This window comes from Brucella grignonensis (assembly GCF_002252505.1).
GTDB classification, from domain to species: domain Bacteria; phylum Pseudomonadota; class Alphaproteobacteria; order Rhizobiales; family Rhizobiaceae; genus Brucella; species Brucella grignonensis.
Genome location: NZ_NNRL01000159.1, coordinates 203,532 through 225,657 on the forward strand (window position 1 = coordinate 203,532; position 22,126 = coordinate 225,657).

The window sequence follows — 22,126 nt, forward strand, 5'->3', positions numbered from 1 at the left end:
GCAATCTGCGGATCAGGAAAACTGTAACGAGGATGAGGGCTTGGGCATCGAGGCCGACTTCTTGCTTCCCGCCGAGCGCGCAGCCGGACCTGCACCGCCAACACGGTCGACGAAGCTAAAGGTTCTCGACATAAGTCACGTAGAAACCACGGACCATCCGGTGCTCCTGCATCCGTTCTCCCAGCGAGAAACCGTTCATCTTGCGAGGCGTTGGCTGGAAAATATCCAATCCGCGATCCAGAACCATCTTCCAGCCGGTATCCGTCGTGATGTCGCGTGCATGGAGAGTGCCGCTCCCATCAAAGGCCCATGTGAAATCGACACCCGTGCCTGTGCAGGCTTCAGCAATCCCATCCAGGCACTCTCGCTGCTCCTGGATGTTCCCATCGTCCGGAGCCGTGACAAGATGCACAGCGATCTGATCTTCAGGCTGTTTGCGCCGGATTAGCATCTCGATCAGTTCCATCACGTTGCGCGCCTGATGGAACTTCCGGATATAGGGGTCTGTGATGATAATCCGCGTCGCACCATCCGTCCAAGGACCAAAGATCTTGTCGAAACTGATGCCCTTGCGGTTTTCTGTGAAAACGACATGTCCGGGAGTTGGGGGTGAGTGCGGGGCAGCGGCAACGGCAGGTGCTGCGGAAGCAGCCACCGTTGAGACCGGCTCTGCCGGTACCAACCCAATCTCTTGTTGATTCATACCTTCACTTCCATCGTCGGTTGATCGACGGTGGTAGTACTGGGGGAACTCCTCTTCCTCCAGCGTGGCGACGGCGCGCTTTGCGCCATCCGATGCGATGTAATGGAAATCTGCTGCCTCAAAGGTGCTGTCGATCCGCAGGAGCTGATCCTTCACCCGCTTTCGGCATTCAATCGCAAAGCGCAGCAGTTCTTCAACTTCGGCTTCTGTCTCGCCTCCATTCGGGAAGATCAGCTTCAGCAGACCTGACATGGTCTTGTTGATCGCCGCACGGTCCCGGATATGGGTCTGAACCGGAATAGTGAAATAGCGATCTGGCCGGTGTGAGAAATCCTCAGCACGCAGATGGCGCAGGATTTCGGCGAGATAGTCGACAATGAACCCATAGCCAGATGTGAACATCTCACCCCGGATGATGTCGACCTCCCATCCAGGCAGATAGGCGTGCAATCGATCGATAAAGGCGCTGTCGTGGAACTGCGGCGGCAAAGCTTCGAAGAGGTCGGTATTTTTCAGCATCCAAGGCACGTTATGGTCCGTGTTGCCGACAAAGGCGAAGCTGGCCTCGGCGCCCATCGGATTTACACCACGAGAAAACTGCTTGTTCGCCATGTAGTTCTTCATGATATCGACAAGCGCCTTGTTGGCCGTCTTCTCGCGGCCGGCAAATTCGTCAAAGGCCACGACATCCCAAAAGCCGACCAATCCGATCCGGCCATTGGAATTGTTCACGAAAAGCTTGGGAACCGTGATTTCACCGCCCGAGATCAGCTGACCATGTGGTGAAAACTCGGAATAGATATGAGATTTTCCCGTCCCCTTGGGACCAAGCTCGATGAGGTTGTAGTTACGCTCAACAAATGGCACCAGGCGCAACAGTTGCAAAAGCTTTGACCTGCGTCCGAACAGTGACGGATCAAAGCCGATGCTCTGCATCAGCAGATCGATCCATTCCTCGGTGGTGAACTTGTCCCGCGTCTCGCGATAGCCGTCATAGTCCACACGGGCGATCTGGATCGGCTTCAACGTGTCGATGATCCAGGGGGAGATCCGGCTGTCTTCCGAAAATTCGTACTGCACATCGGCGATGCACCAAATACCCGTAACCAGCAGTTTCGGGTGCGCCTTTACCGTGGCGCTGTCGATGGCAACCCGCTTGATACCGAGGTTTTCAAAGACCGCCTCATAGGCATCGGTCTTTTCATTCAGCGCCACGCTAACCTGATCGATGACCTTGTAGCGGCCACGCTCCTTGATCGTTGATTGTACCAACCCCGCTTCGGAACGATGGACGTAGTGCTTGCGCAGGATGTCCTTGACCGTTTCAATGCCTGTCGCAATCGAGGCTTCGTCATCGGTCGCGCAATACTGGCCGAGAAGGTATTCGAGCACATAAGTGGGGACAATGGCGTTCCCCTTCACGGCCTTCACCAGGTCCTTACGGACCACGAAACCGGCAAAATGCTCATTGATCTTGTCATCAAGGGTCGACATCGGCACCTCAGAAATCGAAATCTGTACTGATCCCGCGTTTCAGCAGCAGCGGCTGCGAAGCGTGATCTTCGAAATGGCTGGTCTTGCCGATGCGCGTTCGCAGCTTCAGGAAGACTGTCTGATTGTTATAGGCGTCTGCCGCCTTGGACAGCAGGAAGCTCCGCGACAGCTCACGCTCGCGCGGGTTCTCGGACGCGAAATCGAATTCCAACTCGGCTTCGTCAGAGATGAGTGTTCCATCGTCAGCAAAGATGGCTGTATGCACCTGCCGGGGCTGTTGCTTGTCGGTCACTGGCTCCGCCTGATAGAAGGTGACCTGGATCTGGCCCGTGGTGATCTGAGCGCGGGGTGGCGGAATGATCTGCACCGACACCTGCCCGACATCCTCCTTGCGCTGCTTGCCGACACGCAGAACCGGCAGGACAATCTCCTGCAGGCTCGCCCCGCCATGGACAAAGCGGCTGCCTGATCCTTTAACCCGCAGGCGGTTGATCGAGTTCGGGATCAGAATGTCCTGCTCACCTTCCAGCCCAAGCTGTGCGGCAGAGAACTTCTTCATGCCGCCACTGCTGTTAAGGCCCCGGCCGATCACGAAGCGCCGGTTTCGTGTAACAATCTCGCCTTCCGGCTCGCTCAGCGCGAAGCCGCTCTCTTCCAGAGCCTTGTGCTGCCACAGGAATCCGTGATCGGCGGTGATCAAGATGTTCGAGAAATTGGCCGAGGTCAGCTTCCGCACCAGCTTCACCAGATCCTCGATGGTAGTCTCTGCCGCGGCGGGGACATTTTCCTCCGTGGCGAGCTTGTCGCCAATTGCGTCGATCTGGTTGTGATACAGATAGAGGACATCATGATCCCGGAAGAGGTCTTTACCCTCCGATGATCCCAGATTCATGAAATCCTTCGCCGCGAGAACCTTTACCCGGTCTCCAGCCCGGCCCGCAGCCAGCGCCTTTTCACGAGCGGCGGCCCCCATGGTGCTTTCACCATCCAGCAGCACCAGATCATTGTCATCGCGAATCCCCAGTTGTCGGTGCGGTAAGAGTGCCGCCATGCCGAGCTGGGTGTAGCTCGGCAAAACCCCGATCATCGGCTTCAGTTCAGCATCGAACCGATTGAGCTTGCGGATCTCGCGCAGCGCCTCTTCGGCCACCTCATAGCGCAGCGCATCCGAGATGATGACAACGACCTTTTGATCCTTGCGCCGGTATTCAGCAGCCTGCCCCCGGTAGAAATCCACCTGACGTGGAAAGCCCGGGACCGCCCAGTCCGTGAGGCGAGCCACCTGATCCTGCCAGGCATCGTTCAACTTGAGCACGAAATTCGTGGTGTAGCGGTTCTCAACCGCCTCATAGAGCGCGGACAGCAGCCCCGACTGACCGCTTTTCTGCATGTGATAGATGAACTTGCGATAGAGCTGGTCCAGTCGAAACCAGCTTGCGGAATAGCGCTTCACACCATCGGACAGGCTGTTCATCGTCAGATCAGCCTCGGCTAGCGCCTGCTGAAACTCGGTCGCATAGCCAATGGCCTGATAGACATCCGCGTAACGGCTATACCAATGGCTCTGGCGGCGATCGCGTACCCATTTCAGCACATCTGTCGCCGACAGGCTCTGCCGGGCAAGCCCCTCAACGATGGCGACAACGATCCTCCGGTCCACTTCCTCGAAGTGATCATGCGGCATGAGGGTGCGAAAATCGCGGGAGGCCAGATCATCCCTGATCTTCAGCACATCCTGATAGTCGCCCGACAGCTTCTCGAACGCCTCACCCCACCGGCGCGAAGCACTCCAGCGGCGGAACATCAGCGCGGCATCGGTATTCAGGGGCGCAGTCTCCCCCATGGCCCGCGCCCAGGCGCTGGAAAACAGTGTGATGGCGAAATCCTGAAAATCCGGGGTATCCGGCGCATAGCCGTAGCGCGCCGAAACTTCTTTCCAGAAGAACTCCGCCAGTCCGACCCTATCGATGAGCTTCAGTGCATCATCCTGTCCATCAGCCAGCTCGGCCAGCAACGCCTCGATCACCGTATCGAGATCGCCATCCGCACCAGCGCAGACCGCCAGCATCTTGCGGCGGACATCGTTGGCGCTTTGCGAGGGCCGCTCGCGCTCGATGGCGCGCAGCGCTTCCAGCCTTTTGACTGAACGATAAAATTCGGCGTGATCACGGACGGCGGCTTCATACTTCGCCGGAATGCCGAGATCAGCCACCCAGATCGCCGCTTGATCGGCGCGGAACACAGCGCTGGCCAGTTGCACATCCAGCAGCCAGTTCTCAGGCATTGGCGGCTCAGCGCCGTCCTTATAGAGCAGGAACCGCGCCTTCGGCTCCTGCCTCAGCATGCGGTATTTCAGGCCGAATTCGTTGTTGGCGATCTCCAGTTTGGTGACGCCGGGCAAGTCCACCGCATCGAACGCCCCGCGGAGATCACGGGCGGCGTCATACCAGAAGACGATGCGGTGCCCCTGATCCTCATAAAGGCGCATCAGGCCGGCGGTGATGCGGTCAGTCATCCGCAGCCTCCAGCCCCTTGATCGGCTTCAGAGCACCGGCGAACAGCGGATAGTTGCGCTTCACCCCGTCATCGAGATCGATGGCGATCTTCTGCTGCGCCATAGGATAGACGACTTCGCGCTCCCATTCGGTCAGTTCGGCGATCTGCTTGATGACCGTGGCTGTTTCCTTCTGCGCCTTTGTTTGCTGGGCGGGCGTGGCGGCAGGATCGACGGCCAGCTTTTCCAGCCGGGTGCGCTCCACCTCCAGCTTATGGATGAATTCGCGCACATATTGGTTCAGCACCACCGAGACGGTGTCGGGCCGGTAGCGGTGCATATAGATCAGCGCGTTGAAGCTGCCCTTGGGGCTGGAGAACATCCAGTAGATCGGGCGCTTCTTATAGCGGCGCACGTGGTAGTCAAAGAAATCCTTGGTGAACCAGCGGCGCAGATCCTTGCCCAGCGCGGTTTCCACGAAGGCGAGGTTTTCGCGGAACCGCGTCTCGCCGAAGGTCACGCGCAGGAAATCGCGGGCGCGGGCGACGATGTCATCGGCGAACCAATCGGCATCCAGCACCGGGATGACGTTATCACGGTCGGGGGCAAACGTCGGATCCGGCACGCGCGCCAGATATTCCTCAATCCCTTCGCCCTGATTGGCGAGGATCAGGCCCGGCGCATCAAGGCTGTAGCGGCCGAACATGCAGCCGACGGCATAGTGGAGGAATTCGGCCATCGTATCCTCACGCAGCCGCGCCTCGCGATCCTCTTCCGAACCCTTCACGCCATAGCGATAGGCCGGGTTGCACGTGAGGGTGATTTCCTCAATCGGCACCTCGGGGGTCAGCTCGTCCTGCAGACCATAGGCGTCGATGAAGATGCGGTTGTTCTCCTCCTCCAGCCGCTGCATCTCATCGGTCATGCCTTGCCAATGGGCGCGAAGCCGGGCGAAAGAGCCGGCCAGCGTCTGATCCCGATGCTCGGGCGAGAGGAGCGGCAGAGTGGTGAAATCCCAAGAGGTGTCGTAGGCATCCCAGTCGGATTTACTAAGATCGATGCAGGCTTCGGTGACACTCTTAAGCGCATCACCGTTAGCCTTTATCTTGGCTGGCAATATCGGGAGCGACTTAAGGTTCCCGACTTGAAAGTTGAGGGTCGGATTGAGTGCTCGCAAAATATTGTAGCAGAGATTGCTACAAAGAAATCCGGTAACCAATTTGGGCGTATCTACAAACAGTGAAGAGCCGCTTACATCAAAAACAAATCCGGGATACGTGTAACGCGCTGCAAAGCTCGAACTCGAAATGAAGGTCCAAGTAACGCCTTCAAGAAAATAATGACTTTTCCCGTCATGGCGATGGCCCGAGAAAGTGGCCATCAGACTGTTGCCGAATTCGTCATATCTCAGGACATACTCACAATTGCCGAACCACTTTCGAAATTCTCCACCTTTGTTATACGGAAACCATTTATCTCCGCTCGCAAGTGCGGCGTCTCTGGACTGGTGACGCGGCCCAAATTCTTGAGCGTTGACTTCCGACCAAAGACGCACAACTTCTTCATTCTTTCCAGTTGACAGGCCGTGTTTGACCTCAGCGCTCTCCTTAAGGGTTTCCGCCTCTTCGAAGATCTTAAAATATCTTTCGCTTAGCCAATATGCGATTGGGCTACCCGGTATTTTCTCGAAATCTTCCGCCGAGGCGCGGTGAAACCAGCCGCAGTTCGGATTTTGAATTGCTTCTTTAAGCTGCGCTTCTTTTTCAGCCTCGGAACTTCCATCTACAAGGCGGATGAATGTGCCTTCGTGATCCAAGCTATGAGCATTCTCGATCACGAATGCAGTGGTGGAAACCACCGCTCCACCGATGCTGTCAAAAGCCCGCTCTCCCAAATGTGCCATGGACAAGATCATGGCATCCGACAGCAACTTCACGCGTAGTTTTTCATAGGACGACAGGAACATCCAAGACTGCATGTTTATCATCGCCATCAGGCCGCGCTTAGCGCAAAGCCCAAGCGCTCGCTCCATGAACACAGCGAAAAGATCGGACTTGCTTTCTGGATAGCTGGCCTTAACGAAATCGCCCAGTTTTCCGTTCATACCTTTGCCGCCCATATAGGGTGGGTTGGCGACGGCGACGTGATACTTCGGCCCCAGCGCCTCGGCCATGCGCAGCACGGCCACAACGCGTTTCTGCACCTCCTTCAGCAGCAAATCGGCCCCGAAATCACGCGCCTCCACCACGCGCAGCGCCTCGGCCGGATCGCGCAGCTTAGGCACGATCAGAGAGCCAAAGTTCTTGGCCCGCTCGAACTGCCCCAGCGTCTCGCGCAATTCATCGGTGAACAGATCCTTGCCCACCACGGCGGCCACGTCTTGCATCTCGGCAGGCGTGAAGCGCACATCCTGCAACACGACGATGTCGGGCTTTTCCTCCATCCGCAGGAATCGCCGCCGCCCCAGCCTTGCCGCCGCCTTCATCGACATGGCAAAGGCTGCCAGCGCGCCGGCGCGGTCGTCAATCTCGATTCCGGTCAGGTTATGCTTCAGGATCAGGCCGGGAATCTCGGCCGCGTCATGGCCTTCCTCGGCATAGATTTCATAGAGCAGGTCGAAGGCATAGGTCAGCATATGGCCCGAGCCACAGGCCGGATCGCAGATGCGGATATCCTCGGGCCGGGTGATGCGCAGGAAATCCGTCTCCGGCTCTTCCGGCGCGATGTAATAATCCATCTTCGCCGCCAGCTTCGATTGCGGGCGGTTCAGCAGCCACAGCCGCCCCAGCGAGTTTTCCACCAGGTAGCGGACAATCCAGTGCGGGGTGAACAGCTGTGTTGCGGCGGGGATATTCTCCGCAGTGATCTTCTGGTTCTTCTTCAGGCCAGCAAAGACCTGATCCTTCTTTTCGCTGATGTAGAACTGGTAAAGCCAGCCGATGATCTCGACATCCTGGCAGGCATCTTCGGTCATCACCTCCCGCAGGCGGGCAAGGATGCTGTCCGGCGACAGAAGATCGTCGGGCATCAGCAGTTCGGTATAATCCTCGGCCCGGTCGAGCATGTCGGCACGCTCGAACATATAGGGCATGGCGCCATGCCATTCGTTGCAGGCATGGATCAGCAGCAGCCGATAGGCCTCGGCCTGCCCATCATGGGCGGGGCGTGTACCGTTCAGATATTCGGCAATCTCAGGCCGGGCGCGATCCGGCAGGTTGCCTGCCATCGCCTCGGCCAGAATCTCGGGCCGGGTAGCACCATCGGCAGGCGATACGACGCGCGGGTTGGTCAGGCCCGTCACATCCATGAAGCGCAGCGCGATGAAGCGGTTGAACCATGTATAGGCGGCCTGTTCGATCACTTGGGCGCGGTTGCTGTTGGCGGCCGCTTCCAGCCTGGCAATCGCCTTGGGATGTTCGCGGCGAGCTGCCGCGCCCTCGGCCAGCACCATGTCCAGCCGGGCAGTGACCTGATCGATCAGCAGGTTGCGCGCACTTTGCGCAAATTTCTTCAGGGCGTTGGTATCCATCAGACAATCACTTTCTTGCCCGCGCCGATCTCGGCCAGCAGGGTCTTTTTCATCTCATCGAGGTAGCGGGTCACATCGTCCTCATCTTCGAGATAGGTTTTCGCGAAGGGGACGGTGATCGACTGCGCCTTGATATATTGCGGCTTTGCCGGTGTCGGCGGTACGTACGGCGCTGGCTGAGCTTCGGCCACGCCGCCAGCAGGCTGGGGCTGCGGTGCGGGTGTTTGCGCTGGTGCTGGCGTGAGTTCCCCAATGCGCGTCAGCGTGTCTGCCAGAAGGTTGGAACGCACCTCCGTCGCCAGGTTGCGCAAGGCCGGGATCAGGCTCTGTGCGGCAAGGCCTGTTTTCCGATCTGCAAGCTCTTTGCGGATGCGCGCCTGCTGTTCGGGCGGCAGTGCGCCAAATTCCGAAGTCTGGGCGACTTTTTCGGTCACCTCGTCAATCGCCGTGATGACAGCGTTGCGCTCAGCCAGAACGGTTTGCTCGATACGCTCTTTCAGGGCGTAAAAATCCGCCTTCAGTTCCTGAATTGCGGCGCCCTTGTAGCACCGCGGATCGTCCAGAACGTGACGCAGCTTGTCGGCTGCGGTATCTGCGGCATAGCTGAGATTCTGATCCTGCATGGCCAGGAAAGAGCGCACTTCATCATAGATGCCTTTTTGCGCCCCACGCATGAAGCTGCGGACCTTGTCGAAGACATCCTCTTTTGCATCAAGCAGTTGCTCCTCCTGCCCGGTAGGGCCGGTGATGAACCAGGTGGCAGATTGATCGCGCATCCCATCCAGCATGCTGCGCAAGGGATCGAGGGCCATGGCAAAGGGATAGGCTGCAATGGCACGGCTCTCGTGCTCGACATCACCAAGCAGCTTGCGCAGTTGCGTCTGCCACTCCGCACCCAGACTGCGCGCGTCATTCCCCGAGGCGGGAAGATCGAACAGCTCCTGAAACAGTTCGCGCGATTTGCGGATCTGGGCGGCAGTGAACTCGATTTGCGGGGAAAGCAGAATGTTGCCAAGGGCATGGCTGTTGCGCAGCCCCTGTATCAGCGCATCGCCCTCCAGGAGAGCGCTGTCGGCCCGCGCTTCGAGCTTGCCGCGCGCAACAAGGCTCGCGGTCAGGCAGAGAACCGCGATGGCGGGCCAGCCATAAGGTTTTGCTCCGAACTTCTCGACCAAAGCCTTGACCGAGACCCGCGTCCCAAGGCGCATCTGAGCCTGAGCATGATTCAGCACGTCCTGCTCGGCTTCAGTCAGACCGCTGCCTTCGCCTCCGAAAAGCCCGCCATCGACGCGTCCGGCTCGCCCAAGATCTGCTTCGGTGTAAGTGGCACCGCGCAGGACAGGCAGGCTGGTATAGACCTTGTCGACCAGGACCTGGAAACCTTTGACCAGCCGATCCTGCGGATCTTCGCCGCCGATCTCCAGCTCGGCACCGCGCACGAAAAGGCGAGCATCCGCGATCAGGCCGCGCAGCCGCTGCACCAGTTCCTTTTCACGCCGTGTATTCTGGTCACGCTTTTCCGCAATGATACGATCACGACCGGGTTGGGCATCCCCGCTGGTGACCTGACGCGCAAATTTCACGGTCTGGAGCCAGAGGACGAGATCGCGCGTGAAGCGCACATCACGTCCCAGCAGGACAACCATCTCATCGCTTGCCATGCTGTTCGAGCGAACCACATCCGGCGCGTCGGAATCGTCGCTGAAGGGTGAGATGATGTTCACCGACAGCTCATGCTCCCGGTTCAGGCTGTGCCCGTCGAGCTTGCGGGTAAAAGCATAGTCCACACCCGTGCCAGCATGCTTGATCTTGCTGTGACGGAGGATCGCTCCAAACGCCAGTTCATCGAGCTGCCGTTCTATCTCGGCGGGATCGACGGCAATCGCCTTGATCTCTGCCTCGACGTCCTTTTCTTCATTGGTGAGGAATTCATAGACCTCGCCGTTGCGCTGGATCAGCGTCTGACGCTCCAGAAGCGACAGAGCCTCCTCGATATTGCGCCGCTGCTCGGTCTGGTCCGCCTCGAACCGGGACAACAGGAGGATCGATATGTTGCGGGCAGTCGGTTTGAATTCCTTGACGTATTTGACAAGGAACAACACCTTCAGCACCCGCACGGCAAAATCATCGCCAAGGTTCTTTTCAGCCAGTTGAATTGACTGCTGAACCGAGGATTTCAGGGCGGTACGGATCCCCTCAAACATCAGGTCAAAGGTCGCCAGCCCCCCAACCGGCGTGTCGGCCAGCTTTTTGGCCACCTCCTGAAACACCCCCAGCATAGAGCGTTCGCCGACCGAGCTGTGCTTGCCCTCAAACGCGTTATGTTGCGAGAGGCCCATGATCGCGCGCTGGAACAGGTCATACTGGTAGTTCGGGAACGGGTAGCTCGCGACGAACTGGTCTTTTCCGGAGAAGTTCCTGAACTTGAAGGAATTATCGCCGAAATCGAACAGGGTGCGCAGGTTGTTCTCCTCAGCATCGTAAAGATTGCCAAGGGTGATATGACCGGCCTCGGTCTTAGCCAGAAGGCGGCGCTGGATGACTTCGGCCACATCCTGGGAATTCAGAGGCATCCGGTTGGCGAAGCGTGCCTGGATTTTCGAGAAGTCATTCTCCTGCTGCGCCGTCAGATCCCCGATGACCGAACCCATGTCCTGCTGGGCGGTGACAACAATCCAGGCCTGCCCCTTGCATTTCGTGTTCAGGCTTTCGGCAATGGTCTGCAGGTTCGTCATCAGTTTGACGTTGTCGGCGATATACTGCCCCACCTCATCGACGAAGAAATTCAGCCGGAACTTCGGCCCCTGCGCATCGATCCACGACTTCACCATATTGGCGAAATCTTCGATCGAGACCTTCGTGTCCTTGCGATACTGGCCAAGAATATCCTTGACCTCATCGCCCGTGACCTCCGCAAAGGCGGCCGCAATATGCCTGCCTTCCATCAGAGCCTGTTCGCGCCCGCGCTCCCAGGGCTTACCGGAAGACTGCGCAAACGCCGCCTTGAAGGCATCAAGTTTGCCACGGCTATCCAGATCACGCTCGAACTGCGCGATATGCGGGAGCTTGCCGTAATAGCCGCACATCTCGTCAAAGACCTTTTGGAAGACGGCCAGAAGCGCATCAACATCCGTCTTCGAGATCACATCCGCCTTCTGGTCGATATTGAACAAGACCGACCGGGATGGAATCGACACTGCCTTTCGCAAAGCCCCCGCCAGCATCGGGTTGTCCGCGAGCTTTCGCTCAAAGATTTCGACGGCGCGCTGGCCCTCAACCTCGTCGTTCTCCAGCAGAAGGGCGAGCATCTTCAGCAGGTGAGACTTACCTGACCCGAAGAAGCCCGAAATCCAGACGCCGTTCGCGGTATCGTAATTGTTGTAGGCGTCGAGGAACTGCTCCAGCCGGGCGCCGATCTCGTTGGTAATGACATATTCATCGAGCTCGGTCAGGAGGCTGGCCTTGTCGTCAGCCTTGATCACCCCATCGATTGAACGGTCGACTTTTTTGGCAAAGATATCACGTAGAAGAGTAGCCATCGGTCAGACCTCGTAATTCATGATATTGAACGCGCGGTAGTATTTGTCGTCATGCAGCAAGCCGAACAGTTCCAGCGATGCTCCTGTCGCCAACGCGTGCGTGTATTTTCCCGGAAAGAACATGACCGTCGGGCGGTCTTTCGCGGTGCTTTGCAGGTTGTTGAGTACGTTGTGCGACCGCAGGTAGGGGTAAACCTCGCCTACGCCTGACAGGAAGATCACCTCGTGCGGGACCTCTTCGATGCGCCGCGCAATCTCTGGAATGAGGTGCGCCTGCGGGTCCAGAACGCCCTGCAACAGTTCCTTGAGTTCCGCTTTTTCCGTTTCGGCTTCCACCTCAAGGATCTGCTCGAAGATTCCGCGGTCTTCGAGGATTCTGAGTGAAAGGTCGTAGAGATCGATATCGAGGACGCGCACACCGGCGTGGCTCAGCCGGGCGATCAGATCCTCGCGATCCTCGCCCAGGCTCAGTCCGTCTTCGGCATCAAAAGCGCAGATGAAAAAGGGAACCTCGTTTCCCAGCCCTTGCTTTTGCAAGAACCGATCACTGGAAACTACCCTGAACAGGTGCTCGGCGCGGGCGCGCCGATCAGTTTTCGTGTCCACAATTACCCCCCATTTCCGGGAAAGACCCGCAAGTCCGCCGGATTACTCCCCTCAATCAGCCGCTTCATGCGCCCCGACAACCAAATCGGCTGAATTCTGCCCTCGACACTTCTCAAGCCAGCTTCACGCAATATCCGAAACAGGACCTGACGCAATTTCGCACAGGTTGAAGCTGAAAGCTCAGCGAGGCCAGGATCACTCTCGGCCTTCTCCGCGAGAAAGCGGTCAAAAACCTCATGACCCAGGTCAAGCCGCCATGATTGGTAGCGTTCGCTGATCACCTCGACTGCGAATTCGTATATAAAGCGATAGGTCCGGCAGACCGCCAGCCACACCATTGCTTGCTGCTCTGCGCGGTCAGCCTCTGCCGACAGGTACTGGCGCTCGGCATCCGAGAGATGGCCTATCCGGTCATACACTTCACGAAGCGTGCGGGTTTGCGAGGCCAGTTTGGGTAAGGATGACGCGCCCTGTGCCAGCAAGCGCTCTCGAGCAGACGCCCAGCTCTCACCGGGTTGATAGCTTTGCACAATCGCGAGGCTCTCATTGAGCATGAGCCCGCCCACACCAAAAGACATCCGGTATTTCGGTACGGCAGACATCATCGGGGCGTGACTCCGCTTGCCATGTCAGCGTCATCGAACTCGTGCTGCGCCCGCTCAAGTGCGGCGGCAACCTCCTGTTCGTCAGCCGCAACGATATGCTGGGTCCGGGGATCACGCAGCCTGGCCTCTTCAAGAAGCCCTAGCCGCTTAAGCACATAGAACAACATGGCGTAGCGAACTGTCAGCACAGCGCGCCCATCCACCATGTTGTAGTCCTTTGCGACCACCGCCTGCTGACCGGCGGACAGCTCGGGATGCGGCACAATGATGATGTCGAATGATTCTTGCCACAGCCTGTCCTGAGCCGCACCGGCACCCGGCTCACCGAACTCGCCGTGTCCAAGGACGCGCGAAAGCAGGAAATCCTTAAACCGAGCCGTTTCATGGCACCAGGCCCGAACATGCCAGCGCAGACCATCAAAGCCAAAGGCATGGGGGGTGATCCGCCGCCATGCCGGATCGGGTCGATCGCGGTTCATGGATTGATAGTAAAGCTTGAGCGACCTTTCATCTCGCACTGCCGACAGAACTGAACGCAGAACTTCGGTATCGATCTTACGGCGCAAAGAAAGTGCGATATCCATATCAGGCGGGGTGGAAAGCCAGTTCGAGCCTGGCTCGGCGAAACCTTCCGCCATCGAGCGCAGCCGCATGAGATAGGCATCCGGATCCGGATCAAGGAACACCGGCCGAAATTCCGGCCCGGCTACGTAGCGGCGAGCGCTTTTGTCATAGACCGCGTTCAGCGGGGCCCGTTCCTGATAATGGGTCAAATCCTTTGATGCCTGCGGAACCGAAACGCCAAACGTATCGATCAGGTCAGAGCGATTGACACCCCCCTCCCAGAACAGGCGGAATTCGATGAACTCCAGCCGCCTCTCGACACCCCATTTCAACATTGTTCGTCCCGTCGCGCTCACAAGGATATAAAATATATGGACAACTTTGCGATGCCCGTATACTTTTTATTCTGACATGCATCCAACTGTCAAGTCTGGGGGAGACCTGATGCGAATTCTGCACACTGCTGACTGGCACATCGGTCAAACCCTGAATGGCTGGTCGCGCGAGTATGAACATCAGGTCTTTTGTGACGCTCTGCGCGATGTGATTGTCACAGAGGGCGTCGACGCGCTCCTGATTGCCGGCGACGTGTTCGATGGCATCAACCCGTCAGGTGAAGCGCAGCGTTTGCTTTATGCCGCGATCGCCGGGTTCTTGCGTGCAAATCCCCGGCTGCAAATCGTGATAACGGCAGGCAACCATGATCCGGCGCAGCGGCTTGAGGCGCCCGAGGCCGTCCTGAACGAGCTTGGCGTACATGTACTCGGCACGTTGCGGCGCGATGCTGCGGATGTAGATTTACAGCGCCATCTTATTCCCTTGTGTGACAACACCGGAACGGTCCACGCGCACGTGCTGGCTGTGCCCTTCCTCAGACAGGCTGATCTGCCGGGGCTGCAACTCGGGGCGACCGGTGGCGCCGAGTCCGCCGTTACCGCCGCGGTTCGCGCATTACATCTTGCGATGTCGGATGCCGCAGAGACGCAAGCGGGCGGACTACCAATCATTGCCATGGGGCATCTTACCTGTTCGGGTGGCCTCGAATCCGAAGGAGCAGAACGACGCATTCTCATCGGCGGCGAGCATGCGGTACCGCCTGACATCTTCCCGCCAGCCCTGTCGTATGTTGCCCTTGGCCATTTGCACCGGCCGCAATCGCTTGACGGCGGCAGGGTGCGCTATTCCGGTTCTCCCTTCCCAATGTCCGCCGCCGAAATCGGTTATGATCATGGTGTCACGCTGCTCGATCTCGACGATGGGTTCGCGCCCCGACACATCCCTCTGCCTCGGCCCGTCCCAATGCACCGCCTGCCAGCCACGGGCGTCGCGCCGCTGGCGGAAGTTGCCTCAGCCCTGAATGCTTTAGACCTGCAATCCGAGACGCCGCGCGACGCGCAACCGTTTATCTATCTGTCCCTCATTGCAGACAGGCCGGTAACTCAGATCGCAGCTGAGGCCGAAGCGCTGATCGAGGCACTTCCGGTTCGGCTTGCTGGCCTGACGATTGCCCGGTCTGAGGCCGAAGGCACGCCCGAAACACCGCCGCCGAACCTGGCAGACACCTCGCCGGAGGATTTATTCTTGATGGCATTCAACCAATCCCACGGTGTCAATCCGGACACCGCGCATCTTGCCGCCTTCCGCGATGCCTTGTCCGAAATCTGAAGCTGAGTTCTGATCCCATGCGCATCCTCTCCATTTCGGGCCAGAACATCGCAAGCCTTGCCCAGCCATTCGCTATCGACTTCACCGCAGCACCATTGGCGGGCGCTGGTCTCTTCGTCATCACCGGTGAGACAGGGGCGGGCAAATCCTCAATCCTAGACGCCATGTGCCTGGCGCTTTATGGCGATGCCCCGCGCCTGGCAGGATCCGCGGGCGACGAAGTCCCCGATCCTTCCGGAAAGGCGATCAAGGCGCGCGATTCCCGTGCCATCTTGCGTCGGGGCGCCGCCCAGGGTTGGGCCGAGGTTCGTTTCACCGCTCGCGACGGACAGGATTATGTCGCGCGCTGGCAGGCGCGCCGCGCCCGCGATAAGGTCGACGGGCAATTACAGAACGTCTCGCGCTCACTGGCCCGGGTCTCTGACGGGCAGGTACTAGCCAGCCAGATCACAATCGTCAGCGACCAAATCACCGCGCTGACCGGCTTTTCCTACGACGAGTTTCGCCGCACTGTCTTGCTCGCTCAAGGCGACTTCGATGCCTTTCTTCGCGCCGACACCAATGATCGCGCGGGCCTGTTGGAGAAAGTGACGGGCACTGGGCTGTACCGAGCGGTATCATCGCGAATCTATGAACGGACCGAGGCCGCCCGTCAGACGCATGGGGCGCTGGTCCAGCGGCGCGAGGGCCATCAGATATTGACGGATGAGGACCGTGCGGCACTGGAGGCCGAACGGCTTGTCATAACCGAAGCCAATCAGGCAGCAGGCGCAGAGGCCAAGACCCTCAAGGATGCCTTGGCACGCCATACCCGATATGCTGAAACGTCCCGGCAAGTCGGACTCGCTGAGGCCGCGCTCGAACAGGCTTTGACAAGTCAGGGCGATGCCAGTGTTGATCGCGCTCAACTTGCCCGTATTGACCAGGCAATCCCACTGCGCGCTCAATGGCAAACCCTGCGAGATGCCAAGGATCGAGTAGGCAATGCTACCAGCTCGGTAGCGGCAACCACCGAATTTTCCAACGACACTGCCGCGAAAGCCAATGCGCTTCAGGAAGTGACCCGGCAGGCGGAGGCCGAACACACATCCCGCGAGAATGAGTTCAAGATATTTGGCCCGCTCTGGGATCAGGCCGCCGCGCTCGACAGCCGTATCACTTCTGCCACGACTGAGCTGGAAACTTCCCGCTCGCAAGCTGAGGCATTGGAACAAGAAGCCGAGCAGGCCCGGATTGCATTTCAGGCCTTGCAGCAAGATAATTCCAAAGCCCGCGAAAATTTGCAGGCGACTGAAGCGGAACTCGCCGAACGTTCCTCTGATTGTGCATTGGCCGATAACTGGTTGCAAATCCGCCAGCATATTGTGGCGCATGACGAAGCGCAGTCCGCCCTGACACGGGCAAGGAGCGACAGCGACACTCATCGGGCTGAGATCGAGCGATTGACCGTCGCATTGGCCGAACTCGCCAACCGGACCGAGACCGACGCGACAGATGAAGTCAGGCTGACCAACGAAGCCGCCAATCTGGCAGACCGCCTCCGCACACTCGAGACTACTCATCCGCCGGAAAGAGGAAGTGAACTTCAGACGTTTGCCACTGCCCTTGCAGATATGCGCCGCGCCGAGCAGGAGCACGGTTCTGCTCGATCAGATTTTGCGGCGGCAGAAAAAACCGCCGAAGCTGCAAAAGAGGCCCTAGCCACTGCCAAAGCCCAAGCAGGCGCTGCTGCCGAGGCCATGACAACTGCGAACGCGCAGGTCACGGCCCTAATCGCCCCCACCGAACGCGCTGACATGGCGGCGTCAGATGCCGCGCGAGAACTGCGCTTGCGGCTCGAGCCGGGAGAGCCATGCCCGGTTTGCGGATCCCCCGAACATCAAACGCATGCCGATAACGCACTGGCCGAGCTGGCCGCAGGGCTACGCGCCGACCTGGCTGCGGCACGCGCAGCCGTCGAGAATGCTCGCAATGAACAGGCCGCGGCACTGCGCGCTCAGGATCGTGCACAGGGAGAGTTGGAACACGCCGGAAGGAATGCGCAGACAGCCGAAGCGATGATAGCCACCACATGGGCTCATTGGCAGGATGCATACAACCGGGCCTTGGCCGTACCAAATTGCCCCGCTCTGCCTAAGGAACCCGGCGAAGATCGCGCATATCTCGCCACTTTGCTGGATACGACAGAAACCGCTCGGCAAGCCGAAGCTGCAGCTCAAGTGGAACTTTCCAGACTGCGGAACTCACTGGCCAGAACGACCAGCCAGCGCGAAGGTTTGCGCAAGATCATTGCCGGTCATACCTCCGCGCGCGAAACTTGGAACGGCGAGCTTGCCAATGCGACCAGCCTTCAAATGCTGGACCTGCGTGCAGCCGAAACCGCTGAAGCGGAGAGTCTTCGTCATGCTACCGCGATTTCTCCGATTCTGGAGCAGGTAGGAGAAAACCTGGCCATTCCCGGTCTGTCGGGTCGGTTGGAAAGCCGGGTCGCGGAAGTCACCCAGCTACGCAAGGTTCGTGATAGCAACTCGGCCACACTTGTCGCGTTGGCGCCCCAGCTTGCAAAGGCGGAAAGCCGGTCTGAAAACGCCGCAAAACAGTTTGGCGAAGCGAATGAAGCTGTCACGGCTCGATTGAATACGCTGCAGACCCTCCAGGACGAACGTGCACCTCTTTTAGGCGGCGAAGTTACTGCCACGCATCGTACCCGTCACAACGAAGCACGCAAAGGCGCTGCTGCCGCACTGGATGCGGCCCGAAATGCTCTGGCGGAAGCTACGGCTGCCTGGGCCGCTGCTCGCGCCAAGGCCGAGGCCGCTGCTACTGAAATGACGGGCGCAAATCAGGCGCAGGAAATCGCACAGTCGGCGCTTGCCGAGGCATTGGCCAGCACGGATCTGGCCCCGGCTGATCTGGACACTCTTTTTGGTCTCCCGGCAACGGACGTCGCCAACTTGCGTCAACGGCTTCGTGCACTCGACGATTCCGTCACTTCGGCTCGCGCCACTTTGGACTCTCGGCGCAAAGATCACGCCGACGCTGAAGCTGCTGGCCTGCCCGAAGATCCACCCGAGGCTCTGGCAGAGGCACTTTCGGTGCTGGATGCCGCCAACCAGACGCGCGCTGAAAGGATCGGGGCAATCGACGGGGAACTCCAACGCGATATTGCAGCGCGGACCGCGCTTGCCGGGCTGGAGGTGGAAATTGCCCAAGCTCGCTCCGAACTGGATATCTGGGAGGCTGTAAACCACGCAGCGGGTTCTCGCAGTGGGGACAAATTTGCCAGGGTCGCGCAATCCATCACGCTGGACGTGTTGGTCGATCACGCCAACCACCATCTGTCGGACCTCAATCCGCGTTACCGTCTGCGCCGCGCGGCTGATCTCGCACTGCAGGTCGAAGATTGCGACATGGGCGGCGAGGCCCGTGCCACGCGTAGCCTTTCAGGCGGCGAGCGCTTCCTGGTGTCGCTCGCCCTTGCGCTCGCCCTTTCGCGAATGGGCGGCAAAGGTGGTCTCGCGGCGACATTATTCATCGACGAGGGGTTCGGATCACTCGACGCAGGCAGCCTGGACCTGGCTATTGATGCACTGGAAAGCCTGCAATCCCAGGGCCGTCAGGTCGGTGTCATTAGCCATGTCGAGGCCATGAAGGAGCGCATCCCCACCCGAATCGCCGTGCACAAACAGGGGGGCGGGAAAAGCGCCATCGAGGTCTGCCAGGGTTGAGGTGAGCAGCGGCCCGGCGCCTCCGACCGAACAGGCCCTTAAACCCTATTTCCTCCCGGAAAACCTGTCATCGAGCGAGCCAAGCTCATCAACCGTCGACATGCCGGATTATCGTTTTGGGCAGACCAGACCATGCTGAACGGCAGGATCTCACCCGCAAGTTCCCGATAGGTGACCCCCGGAAACTGCGCGACGGTCGTCGCTTCGCTCGTCAGAGTGAGGCCTCGACCGAGAGCGACAAGCGATAGAATATTGTCGCGGCCGACCTGCTGCGATTGAATGTCGAGACCGCGTCCGAGGCCGGCAAGATGGGCCACCAAATAGTCATGGATCTCCTGTCCCGGCGCAACATCGCTCACGATGAACCGCTCGGATGCCAAATCGGCCCATCCAAGTTCGGGTTTGTTCGCCAACGGGTGATCATCGGGCAGCACCACGAAAACCTTTTCGCACCACATATGCTCGGCCTCACAGTCATCCCAGGCCGCCGTTCCGGTGATGAACGCGACATCCAGGCAAAGTTTGCGCACTGCAGCGACGTGTTCAGGTGGATTGCCATCAATGATGTCTACATGCACCTTCGGGTGACGCTCCCCAAAATCACGCAGCAGATCGAACAGAAATCCTGACGCGAGAGATGAAAATATCCCTACCTTGATAAGGCCTTGTTCTGCCCGGCCAACCGCTGCCACCTTGGTCACCCCGATGTCGATCTGACGAAGCGCATGGCGGGCGTTGCGCAGGAATTCCCGCCCGGCAACGGTCAACCGCACCCCACCAGCATGACGCATGAAAAGCGACGCCCCGAGTTCATCTTCGAGATCACGGATTCGTCGGCTGATGGAGGATTCCTGCACAGAAAGCGCGGCAGCAGCCTTGCGAAAACTCCCATAATCAACGGCGGCAACAAAATATCGCAACTGGTTCAGCCGGACCGCAGATGTGCCGGGTTTCCCCTCAACGACCTTTGTGAGGCTATCATCAGGCGAGGTCTGATTGTTTCCGATCACAGCCATGGTGCATCATCCGAAACAGCGTTCGGTTTCTGACGGGCACCCCGCCATCATCAGCGCGAAAATCGATCTGTGTGCGTTCATCGGCTCTCCGCACATCCTCAAACTAAACGACGTTCAGTTACAGAATGCTGCTTCTTGACATCCAAGCCGTCAACGAAAAAAGTAAATGTCGTTTAGTTTTTACGACAAGTTGCAACAGGCATCGGAATGGCCCGTCCCCGGAAAGAGCAAGAACTTGATATTGCTCGTCGTGCGATCGACGAAACGATCCGGCTGCTGTCAGAGCGTGGCGACCTCGACGTACCGCTGACTGCGGTCGCGCATGCCATCGGTTGCACAGCACCAGCGCTTTACGGCCATTTCCGCAACAAGAGCGCCTTGCTGCGCGCCGTTCGGGAAGAAGGGTTCAACCGGCTCTACAGAGAAAAGCTGGCCGTCTTCGAACAGATGCGCGGCAATCCATTCGGCTATTTGCGTGATGGCAGCTATGCCTATGTCCGCTTTGCACTGGAAAGCCCCACGCTGTACCGGCTGATGTTCACACCGCCGCCACGACTCGGAGGCAGCGATGATCCATGGTCGGGCGCAGCTGGAAGACAGATACTAAATCTATTGCTGACGGGACTTCGCTGCTCTCAGGACCAAGGTTTTTTGCCCGGCATGGATCTGAGCCGCTACAGCTTCATGTTCTGGTCAACGGTACATGGCGCGGTGAGCCTCACCCTTCAGAACCGGGAAATGGACCAGTCCGTTAAATGGAACGCGGCGCGCGAGGCCGTCGACACGCTCATGGAAATCATCGCCGCGACGCGCCATGAATCGCGCAGCACCTCATGAGCGCGATCTTCGGGCACTGGCAAAACCCCGATCCGTGGCGATGAACCGTTCCAACATCGGCACAATCAGCCTGACAGGATCGGCAGCGGGCTGGCCGGTTTCGCGAGCCAGCACTTCGGCATAGGCGACAAGATCGCGATGCAGCGGCCCCGGCAGTTCCACGGTCACCTTCACGGGCTTGTCTTCGATGAGGGGGCCGAGTTTCAGCTTCGTCATGGTCAGTTCCTGTAAGGTTCGAGTACGAGATCGCGGGTAACGATGACCCTGACCGGGTAGCCCGGCCGGATCGTCAGGGTCGGCGCGACCTGCAACTGGCGCTGGACGATCTGTTGCCCGGCCTGATTGATGGTATCCTGCGCTCCGTCGCGGATAGCGCGAATCAGACGATCCTCGTCGTCGGTCGCCAGTTCCGTGCCGATGCCGAGCAGCGTGGACAGCCCCGCCGCCTTCATCAGATCCCACCAGTGGTAATCAACGCCATCTTCCAGCCCGGCATAGCCGGAAGCGTCCGCACCGGGCTGGCGCTCCAGCACGATGGAGCGGCCATTGGGCAGGATCAGGCGGTTCCAGACCAGCAGCACGCGGCGCTGACCGAATTGCACCCCGGCGTCATACTGACCGATGATGCGCGTTCCCTGCGGGATCAGGAGCAGGCTGCCGGTCGGGCTGTCATAGACATTTTCCGTGACCTGCGCGGTGATCTGGCCGGGAAGGTCCGAGCGGATGCCGGTAATCATCGCCGCCGGGATTACGGCCCCTGCCTGAAGGATGTAGGGCGAGGCTGGCGCCATGATCCGATCCATGGCAACGGTCTGCCGTTCCACCGGCCCATTCAGAAATGCCGTGTGGCGGTCCTGTGTTGCGGGCTGGCCACCAAGGTCAAGGCCAGCAAGGCCCGGCATATTGGAGCCAGGCGTCGTCGCTGATCTCTGCCCCGACTGGAAGAACACGGTGCTAAGACGTGCGGCTTCTTCCTCGGCAAGACGTCGCTCCTCGGCAGGATCACGGGTTGGTGTTGCTATAGTGGGCGGCGTAACGGGTTGCCCCCTGTTCTGGGCGTCGAGGATCGGGCCACCGAGATCGCCCGGCAATGCCGGCCCCAAGACCGGCCCGGTATAATCCTTCGGCAGCCCCGCCAGTCCATCTGCCGTGGCGCGGTTCTCGGTCGAATAGAGTTCTTCACCGTTTCCGCTCATGTCGCGCGTCTGGAGCGCATAGATCAGCGCCCCGCCGATGCCGAGGAGCGCAACAGCCCCGGCACCGGCCAGCATCTTGCGCGACAGGCGCGTGACGCGCGGCGGCTCGGCACGCAGACGCATCGGCGTTGGGTTGGTAGTAGCCTCTTC

The 22,126-nt window shown here is 59.1% G+C and carries 13 protein-coding genes; 3 read left to right on the top strand and 10 right to left on the bottom strand.

Annotated features, from left to right (window positions below):
* Positions 1–115: 115 nt before the first annotated feature.
* Genes brxL through CEV33_RS11730 form a run of 7 tightly spaced genes read right to left on the bottom strand, consistent with a single transcriptional unit; the run spans position 116 to position 13,869 of the window.
* A complete protein-coding gene (brxL, locus tag CEV33_RS11700; protein WP_094540668.1) occupies positions 116–2,197 on the bottom strand; it encodes a BREX system Lon protease-like protein BrxL in 2,082 nt (693 codons plus the stop codon).
* Positions 2,198–2,204: 7 nt separating this feature from the next.
* Positions 2,205–4,712, bottom strand: coding sequence for a BREX-1 system phosphatase PglZ type A (gene pglZ / locus CEV33_RS11705; protein WP_094540669.1), 2,508 nt, complete (start codon positions 4,710–4,712; stop codon positions 2,205–2,207).
* Positions 4,705–8,220, bottom strand: a complete 3,516-nt coding sequence (gene pglX / locus CEV33_RS11710) for a BREX-1 system adenine-specific DNA-methyltransferase PglX (RefSeq protein ID WP_094540670.1) — start codon at positions 8,218–8,220, stop codon at positions 4,705–4,707. Before pglX ends, pglZ begins: the two co-directional genes overlap by 8 nt.
* A complete protein-coding gene (gene brxC / locus CEV33_RS11715; protein ID WP_094540671.1) occupies positions 8,220–11,759 on the bottom strand; it encodes a BREX system P-loop protein BrxC in 3,540 nt (1,179 codons plus the stop codon). The genes pglX and brxC overlap by 1 nt, the downstream gene beginning before the upstream one ends.
* 3 nt (positions 11,760–11,762) lie before the next feature.
* The gene (locus CEV33_RS11720) at positions 11,763–12,365 is read right to left on the bottom strand and encodes a DUF1788 domain-containing protein (RefSeq protein ID WP_015740179.1); all 603 of its coding nucleotides are present in this window, start codon (positions 12,363–12,365) and stop codon (positions 11,763–11,765) included.
* Positions 12,366–12,367: 2 nt separating this feature from the next.
* A complete protein-coding gene (locus CEV33_RS11725; protein ID WP_015740178.1) occupies positions 12,368–12,970 on the bottom strand; it encodes a DUF1819 family protein in 603 nt (200 codons plus the stop codon).
* On the bottom strand, positions 12,967–13,869 hold the full coding sequence (locus CEV33_RS11730; protein WP_015740177.1) for a WYL domain-containing protein: 903 nt from the start codon (positions 13,867–13,869) through the stop codon (positions 12,967–12,969). The genes CEV33_RS11725 and CEV33_RS11730 overlap by 4 nt, the downstream gene beginning before the upstream one ends.
* A 109-nt stretch (positions 13,870–13,978) precedes the next feature.
* Between CEV33_RS11730 and CEV33_RS11735 the strand changes: the two genes are divergently transcribed.
* Entirely contained in the window at positions 13,979–15,199 is a 1,221-nt protein-coding gene (locus CEV33_RS11735; protein ID WP_094540672.1) for an exonuclease SbcCD subunit D, read from the top strand.
* A 17-nt stretch (positions 15,200–15,216) separates the two neighbouring features.
* Positions 15,217–18,927 carry an AAA family ATPase gene (locus CEV33_RS11740; RefSeq protein WP_015740175.1) on the top strand — a complete coding sequence of 1,237 codons (3,711 nt, stop codon included), beginning with the start codon at positions 15,217–15,219 and terminating at the stop codon, positions 18,925–18,927.
* A 38-nt stretch (positions 18,928–18,965) separates the two neighbouring features.
* Here CEV33_RS11740 and CEV33_RS11745 read toward each other — a convergent pair whose 3' ends face one another.
* Positions 18,966–19,943, bottom strand: coding sequence for a LysR family transcriptional regulator (locus CEV33_RS11745; protein ID WP_094540673.1), 978 nt, complete (start codon positions 19,941–19,943; stop codon positions 18,966–18,968).
* A gap of 207 nt (positions 19,944–20,150) precedes the next feature.
* Between CEV33_RS11745 and CEV33_RS11750 the strand changes: the two genes are divergently transcribed.
* Positions 20,151–20,780: a TetR/AcrR family transcriptional regulator gene (locus tag CEV33_RS11750; RefSeq protein ID WP_094540674.1), complete on the top strand. Its 630-nt coding sequence runs from the start codon at positions 20,151–20,153 to the stop codon at positions 20,778–20,780.
* Here CEV33_RS11750 and CEV33_RS11755 read toward each other — a convergent pair.
* Both CEV33_RS11755 and CEV33_RS11760 read right to left on the bottom strand, forming a co-directional pair.
* Positions 20,775–20,996, bottom strand: a complete 222-nt coding sequence (locus CEV33_RS11755; protein ID WP_020818575.1) for a DUF2274 domain-containing protein — start codon at positions 20,994–20,996, stop codon at positions 20,775–20,777. The genes CEV33_RS11750 and CEV33_RS11755 overlap by 6 nt on opposite strands.
* Before the next feature lie 2 nt (positions 20,997–20,998).
* Positions 20,999–22,099, bottom strand: coding sequence for a TrbI/VirB10 family protein (locus tag CEV33_RS11760; RefSeq protein WP_167388160.1), 1,101 nt, complete (start codon positions 22,097–22,099; stop codon positions 20,999–21,001).
* Between the last annotated feature and the right edge of the window lie 27 nt (positions 22,100–22,126).

Coding starts and splice junctions, on each gene's coding strand:
- brxL (WP_094540668.1), bottom strand. CDS start 2,197: ATGTCGACCCTTGATGACAAGATCAATGAGCATTTTGCCGGTTTCGTG.
- pglZ (WP_094540669.1), bottom strand. CDS start 4,712: ATGACTGACCGCATCACCGCCGGCCTGATGCGCCTTTATGAGGATCAG.
- pglX (WP_094540670.1), bottom strand. CDS start 8,220: ATGGATACCAACGCCCTGAAGAAATTTGCGCAAAGTGCGCGCAACCTG.
- brxC (WP_094540671.1), bottom strand. CDS start 11,759: ATGGCTACTCTTCTACGTGATATCTTTGCCAAAAAAGTCGACCGTTCA.
- CEV33_RS11725 (WP_015740178.1), bottom strand. CDS start 12,970: ATGATGTCTGCCGTACCGAAATACCGGATGTCTTTTGGTGTGGGCGGG.
- CEV33_RS11730 (WP_015740177.1), bottom strand. CDS start 13,869: ATGTTGAAATGGGGTGTCGAGAGGCGGCTGGAGTTCATCGAATTCCGC.
- CEV33_RS11735 (WP_094540672.1), top strand. CDS start 13,979: ATGCGAATTCTGCACACTGCTGACTGGCACATCGGTCAAACCCTGAAT.
- CEV33_RS11740 (WP_015740175.1), top strand. CDS start 15,217: ATGCGCATCCTCTCCATTTCGGGCCAGAACATCGCAAGCCTTGCCCAG.
- CEV33_RS11745 (WP_094540673.1), bottom strand. CDS start 19,943: ATGGCTGTGATCGGAAACAATCAGACCTCGCCTGATGATAGCCTCACA.
- CEV33_RS11750 (WP_094540674.1), top strand. CDS start 20,151: ATGGCCCGTCCCCGGAAAGAGCAAGAACTTGATATTGCTCGTCGTGCG.
- CEV33_RS11755 (WP_020818575.1), bottom strand. CDS start 20,996: ATGACGAAGCTGAAACTCGGCCCCCTCATCGAAGACAAGCCCGTGAAG.
- CEV33_RS11760 (WP_167388160.1), bottom strand. CDS start 22,099: ATGCGTCTGCGTGCCGAGCCGCCGCGCGTCACGCGCCTGTCGCGCAAG.